Annotated in this window: 7 protein-coding genes; 1 reads left to right on the top strand and 6 read right to left on the bottom strand. The window is 37.9% G+C overall.

Annotation, left to right across the window (positions count from 1 at the left end; translation table 11 throughout):
- The 6 genes from EA341_RS11815 to EA341_RS11790 form a co-directional block, all read right to left on the bottom strand.
- A partial coding sequence (locus EA341_RS11815; protein WP_293014565.1) for a DEAD/DEAH box helicase occupies window positions 1-982 on the bottom strand: 982 nt, incomplete at its 3' end.
- A gap of 154 nt (window positions 983-1,136) precedes the next feature.
- On the bottom strand, window positions 1,137-1,529 hold the full coding sequence (locus tag EA341_RS11810) for a VOC family protein (RefSeq protein ID WP_293014563.1): 393 nt from the start codon (window positions 1,527-1,529) through the stop codon (window positions 1,137-1,139).
- Window positions 1,530-1,697: 168 nt separating this feature from the next.
- Window positions 1,698-2,279, bottom strand: coding sequence for a phosphatase PAP2 family protein (locus tag EA341_RS11805; RefSeq protein ID WP_293014561.1), 582 nt, complete (start codon window positions 2,277-2,279; stop codon window positions 1,698-1,700).
- A gap of 172 nt (window positions 2,280-2,451) precedes the next feature.
- Window positions 2,452-3,189 (bottom strand): SGNH/GDSL hydrolase family protein, encoded by a 738-nt coding sequence (locus EA341_RS11800; protein ID WP_293014560.1) that lies wholly within the window; start codon window positions 3,187-3,189, stop codon window positions 2,452-2,454.
- A 46-nt stretch (window positions 3,190-3,235) separates the two neighbouring features.
- Window positions 3,236-3,595 carry a translation initiation factor gene (locus tag EA341_RS11795; RefSeq protein ID WP_293014558.1) on the bottom strand — a complete coding sequence of 120 codons (360 nt, stop codon included), beginning with the start codon at window positions 3,593-3,595 and terminating at the stop codon, window positions 3,236-3,238.
- A gap of 3 nt (window positions 3,596-3,598) precedes the next feature.
- Window positions 3,599-4,447 carry a universal stress protein gene (locus tag EA341_RS11790; protein ID WP_293014556.1) on the bottom strand — a complete coding sequence of 283 codons (849 nt, stop codon included), beginning with the start codon at window positions 4,445-4,447 and terminating at the stop codon, window positions 3,599-3,601.
- 209 nt (window positions 4,448-4,656) lie between these two features.
- On the opposite strand from EA341_RS11790, the gene EA341_RS11785 reads away from it, so the two are divergent.
- A complete protein-coding gene (locus EA341_RS11785) occupies window positions 4,657-5,895 on the top strand; it encodes a hypothetical protein (RefSeq protein ID WP_293014554.1) in 1,239 nt (412 codons plus the stop codon).
- The last annotated feature ends 105 nt before the right edge of the window (window positions 5,896-6,000 follow it).

Genomic DNA, 6,000 nt, shown 5'->3' with positions numbered 1-6,000 from the left:
GTACATAAGTTTCCGGAATATTGGGTAAGTCATAGTTGAATACTGTAGCCAGTTCGTCAATGTCAATACCTCTTGCCGCAATATCAGTAGCTACCAAGATGCGGATTTTGCCTTTTTTAAAATCATTCAAGGCATTTTGGCGTGCATTCTGGCTTTTGTTACCATGAATGGCAGCTGCTTTGATTCCTTCTCTGAGAAGGAGCTTGACAATTTTATCAGAACCATGTTTGGTTCTTCCAAAAACCAATGCTGAACCAATGTTTTCTTTTTCCAAAAGATGTACCAGCAATTTAGGTTTATCGTTTTTATTGGTAAGATATAGCCTTTGCGTAATCTTGTCCACTGTGGAAGCCGGTGGTGTTACTTCTACATATTTGGGATTGTGAAGAAGAGAATCTGCCAGTTTCTGAATTTCTGACGGCATGGTAGCAGAGAAAAACAAGGTTTGTCTATTCTTGGGAATGATGTTGATTAATTTTTTGACATCATGGATAAAGCCCATGTCGAGCATCCTGTCGGCTTCATCCAACACAAAAATCTCTAAATGTCTAAGGTCAACATACTTCTGGTTGATCAAATCCAAGAGTCTTCCTGGAGTTGCGACAAGTATATCGATGCCCCTTTTCAAGGAATTGGTTTGATGTAACTGTGAGACACCACCAAAGATGACAGTATGCCTGATTTTAGTGAACTTCCCATAAGCTGCTAAACTTTCGTTTATCTGAATGGCCAACTCGCGAGTAGGTGTAAGGATAAGTGCCTTGATACCTGGTCTGCTCTGTTTCTGCGTACTCAGTAGTTGGATAATGGGAATTGAAAAAGCAGCGGTCTTACCGGTTCCTGTTTGGGCACAACCAAGAAGGTCGTTGCCGTCAAGTACTAGTGGGATGGCTTTTTGCTGAATGGGGGTGGGGGTAGTGTATCCTTCTTCGGCAACCGCCTTGAGGATAGGTTCTATTAAATTTAAATTATTGAATGCCATTTGGGCGAATTATGTCGGCTAAAAGTCGTTGTATATACTTCTGAAGCCATTTATGAAAATATTTAGGCCTACAACTGGCCTGTGCATAAAGCAAAAACTTTGTCAAAGGTAGTCTTTTTGAAAGGATTTATGGCAAAGATCGGAAATGCAGGTTTTATTTCTCCCATATACCATGGGGTACCAATTCCAATACATGCCCAAATGGATCTTCGAAATACGCACTTTTTTGTCCCTTGACCCATTCCTGTTCATGGGTGATGGTTATGCCTTTTTGTAACAATTCAGATTTTGATTTCAGGTAATCCCGTTTGTCTACTTCAAAGGCAATGTGCTGTTTCCCACGGGCATAATGAGGAGGTAGTTTATCTTCATTTTTGGTGATTGAGGGTAAAAAACAAAGTAATACGGAAGTGCCACACCTAAAAAATATATGTCTGCCTTCCACTTTGGAAATAACCGGCATTTCTAGAATATGGTGATAAAACTCTTCGGCAAGATCCAAGTCGGAAATATAAAGGCAAGTCTCTTTAATTTGACTGTATTTCATAGTTTAAATAATTTATAATCTTCAAAATAATTGTAAAATCAGGGCTTTATGCATTAAAAATTTACTTAAAAACAAAAAGGATTCCAATTTTGGCCTTTGAATATACTGCCAGTGTTTGATGACAGTCTCAATTTTTAATTTGAGTGGTGAAACCGCCTTTTTCTATTTTTAGAAAATCAGGAAAAGCCCGGACAAGCCTGACAATGCCCCTATTAAACCACCTATAATCAATTCTGGCAGACTGTGCCTACGGGTATATTTTCTTGACCATGCTATTCCAATGGCAAGAATGAAAAGGGCAAGTCCTAAGGACCAGTGTATGTCCCAAAGCGAAAAGGAAATGTAAAAGGCAATTCCCGCATGCAGTGATGCTTTGATATAAAGGTTGACGACTGCCATGAGTATAAGGAACCCTGAAAATATCAAGGTATGATTAATGACCTCTTGAGGAAGGTTCAATAGATAGAATGCCAGGTTCAATAGTACAAATAGAACAATTGCAAAAGGATAAAATGATTTCCTTTGGTTTTGATCTGACACATCAAAATTGCTGTAGGTTCCTGAAGTTACTTTTTTCTGATTATGAATAATAATAGGTAAAGTGACTAAAACCAGTAAAAGGGAACTAACCCATATAGCCTGATTTACAGGCATTTTGTGAAAACTCATGGCAATGACATAAATGTTTCCCAAAAGTAATGGATGCCCCAGAATGGATAATGTTTTTGCTATGGTAAGGGAGTTAACCATCAGTAGCTTTTGAAATTCTATAAATATTTTGATGCATAGGTTAATCCATTCGGAACCCGCCTTTCGTATATGAAAGGGAAACCAACATTATTTAATTGCCATAGAATTATAAATGATAAGTTTAGTTTGTGGTTCATTTTTTAGACTTTAAGTGGCTCCTTCGGGAGTCACTTTATTTTTTTATTACTTCGTTATGTGGTTTTTGAATGGTATCTGAAATTTCTTTTGCCATCATCTCATATCCAGAATCAGAGGGATGTATTCCATCGTCAGCAAAAAACGTTTTTGGAAAATCCATTTTAAAATCAATTAAAGAGATACTGTCATATGTATTTGCTAATTTTTGTATTTCAGCCATTAATATTTTCCTGTGCCAGCCCAAGAAAAACCTGAGTACAGGTGGGATTGAAGGAAACAAATTAACAGGTGGAATCGCGGGGAGAATTATTTGTTTGGTTCCAATTTCAGCTTGAAGGGTAGTCTTGAAATCTGATAAATTTTTATAAAATTTTCCGGGAGGGGTAAATTTGAAGCAATCGTTGGCCCCGATCAATATGATTGCGGTTTCTGCCTTCCAATTCTCATCGTCCAGCCCATGGATCAGAAGAGAATGAAGCCTAGCCGCCAGTAGTCCGTTCTTTCCAATATTCAGGATTGCCGTCGAATTCCCCAATTCTTTGAATACCCCGGATGCGATGGTTTTGTCAGAAGAAGAAGCCCCAACTCCGGCCGCAGTAGACTCTCCAATAATTAAAATTTTACTTTTATCAGAATTACCTAATTGTTGGTACTCAGAATAAGGCTTTAGGCGCCTGACTTTTCTCCTTAGCTTTTTGCCTTCAAAATAAAACAATGGAAAAAGGGGAATTAAAAATACGAGTTCCAGAAAATAATAAAGTCTATTCCGCATACGGTGTTAAAAAAAGCACCAAACCATTATGATTTGGTGCACGTGTTTATCCTCCTGATTTTTTTGCCTTATAACCTTCTTTATGAAGGATTTCCAATACCTTATCTCTATGGTCTCCTTGGATCAGTATTTCACCGTCTTTGGCAGATCCACCTACCCCACATTTGCTTTTTAGCATTTTGCCTAAAGATTTGAGGTCTTCATCTTCACCTACAAATCCATCTATAAGGGTTACCTGCTTTCCACCACGTGATTTCTTATCTAACATTACTTTCAGCTGTTGTTGCTGAGGAGGTAAAGTAGCAGGTGATTCTTCATCTCCAGTATCAAAATCGAAATCATTACTGGTAGAAAAAACAACTCCGTCTCTTTTTTTCCAATCGTTATTTTTGTTTTTTCTCCCCATACCTTACTTGGATTTCATTGTCCATACAGGTCTTTTTGCTGCATTGACTACATCTTCAGCTATACTACCACTCAAAAGGTGCAGGAATCCAGTTCGACCATGAGTAGCCATAGCTATCATATCTGCATCAATATCATCTGCATACTCAATGATACCTTCTTCTTCTGAAGAACTATTGTAAACATCCATGGAAGCTACCTTCAATTGATGTTTATCCACAAATTTCTTAATTTTTTCTTTAGAAGTTCTGGTGTTTTCAAACATGCTAGGGGTATTGATCTTGACCAAGTGCAGTTCTGCATCTATGACCATAGAGGCTTTTTTCAATTTATCAATTACCTTATCCGGTACACTGTCAAAATCACTTGCGAAAACTACCTTTTTGATGTCTTCTGGGTAAACCTCACTTTTAATTGTGAAAACAGGACAAGTAGCATTCCTTACCACTTTCTCTGTATTGCTTCCTATAAGTACTTCTTCCAGTCCAGAAGAACCCTTACTACCCATTACGACCAAGTCAGCATCGGCCTCCAATATTTCCTTGGAAATGCCTGCGAAAGGATTTCCAAATACTAATTTGGTCTCAAAAGTATAAGGTTCATTTTTGTACTTCTCTTGAAGCTCTGCCATTTGTCTTTTACGCTTTTCGACAAGCTCTACCATAAATATTTGTTGGGCATCATTGTTAAAAGCACTGGCCTCACCCATGCTACTAAAGCTTTGCGGACCTGGCAGTTCCACGACGTGGAGAAGTTTCAATTTCTTGGTTGTATTTTTTGCAAGCCCCTGGGCAAATTTGAAGGCATATTCTGCTTCTTTTGAAAAATCGTAAGGTACTAATATAGTTTTCATTTTTTCAGGTTTTAGTTAGTGATGGAAAATACAAAAATTCCACCAATATGCTGAATTATGCAGTTAATTTATTAATTGTGGAGGAAAAAGCCGTGGAATGCCAGCTACCCAATTTTTTCATTAATCCTGATTTTAAGGCTTTTCGGGTTTTTCGACTGGATATTTTTGCTTTGGTAAAAAAATCAGATATTCGAGTCCTAAACATCTCTATGAGACTATTATCGCTAAAGCCATATCCAATCCAAAAGACCTTATGTCCTCAATGTGGGGAAAAGACGGTTTTTTCATCAGAAGTATTTTTTCAAGGCATACATGTGTTGAAGGACTGTCATTGTCAGAATTGCGATTTGGATTTTTGGGAAACCTTGCCTACTGGACATACCATAGACAAGCCACTTGTGGTAAATAAGGCAAATACTGAGCTGATCGGAATAGTGGAAGGCAATGAATGGCTAGCCCAAGCCTTGATCCGAAGTCTGGACTTCTCTGAAAGTGAAAGTATTTACATTCAAAGAGATATAAGGAGATCATCAAAAAAAATAATTCTTTTAAATTGTCTGGATGATTGTTTTGGGCATGTATTTAACAAATTATGGAATGCATGTTTTGTTGAAGATGGGTATGAAATTGTGGTATTGATTCCAAGTCAGTGTGCATGGATGGTGCCCGATGAAGTGGCTGAAATCTGGACTGTACCGATTGAAGTCTCAGAGATTGGCAAAGGTATTCCCGGTTTACATCAACAGCTTAAAGGATTACTGGAACAATATGAAGAAGTGTTCCTTCATCCTGCTTTTGTACACCTGGATCACCTTAAAATCCCCTTCGATAAAATCCTTAAAACCTCCAGGTTTCCACTTCCGGAGTTTTTGGTCCGGAAGCCAAAAATAGGCTTTGTATTAAGGGAAGACCGATTTTGGTTAAACTCCTCTTTTTTCGAATTTCTTTTTTTGGTTTCTAAAAAATTTAAGGTTTTTGAACTATTCAGACCAATTTTTCTCTGGCGACAAAAGCAATTGGTTGTCACTTGTGCCAAATTATTGGAAAAGTCATTTCCTGGAATAGAGCTCTATGTTTCGGGTTTGGGCAATAGTGGTACCTATCCCAAGCGTATTGAAGACTTAAGAGTGGATCAAATCCTTTCCGAAAAGGAACAGGAAAGAATCAGCGTTTATGCTGAAACACATTTGATCATTGGCGTCCACGGGTCTCATTTATTGGTTCCTACGGGTTTGGCTGCCGGATATATCAACATCAATCCCAGGTACAAGACAGCACATTGGGTAGAAGACACCATTTTGCCCTATAGAGATAGGATGCAGCAATTTTTGGGAAGAAAGTTAGATCAAAAATCATCTCCTTCATTGATTGTACACCATATCAAAAGTGTTTTTGAGAATTTTGAATATGTCTGGAGAAGACTGAATGAAGCTCATTCAGAGAAATAGATTGTTTCAATGTTTTTCGATAAAATTTTCACCTATGCCGCTAGTAGTTCTAGTCGACTTCACACCATTCAAAACAAATCTTATTCAATCCTTACAGTTTAGCCC

It is taken from the genome of Mongoliibacter sp., assembly GCF_007692705.1.
GTDB lineage: Bacteria > Bacteroidota > Bacteroidia > Cytophagales > Cyclobacteriaceae > Mongoliibacter.
The sequence above is the reverse complement of the archived record's forward strand: the minus strand, read 5'-3'. Positions and strand labels throughout refer to the sequence as shown.

What these genes read in the sequence shown, in the direction of transcription:
- EA341_RS11810 (WP_293014563.1), bottom strand. Translation starts at nt 1,529, where the DNA reads ATGAAATACAGTCAAATTAAAGAGACTTGCCTTTATATTTCCGACTTG.
- EA341_RS11805 (WP_293014561.1), bottom strand. Translation starts at nt 2,279, where the DNA reads ATGGTTAACTCCCTTACCATAGCAAAAACATTATCCATTCTGGGGCAT.
- EA341_RS11800 (WP_293014560.1), bottom strand. Translation starts at nt 3,189, where the DNA reads ATGCGGAATAGACTTTATTATTTTCTGGAACTCGTATTTTTAATTCCC.
- EA341_RS11795 (WP_293014558.1), bottom strand. Translation starts at nt 3,595, where the DNA reads ATGGGGAGAAAAAACAAAAATAACGATTGGAAAAAAAGAGACGGAGTT.
- EA341_RS11790 (WP_293014556.1), bottom strand. Translation starts at nt 4,447, where the DNA reads ATGAAAACTATATTAGTACCTTACGATTTTTCAAAAGAAGCAGAATAT.
- EA341_RS11785 (WP_293014554.1), top strand. Translation starts at nt 4,657, where the DNA reads ATGAGACTATTATCGCTAAAGCCATATCCAATCCAAAAGACCTTATGT.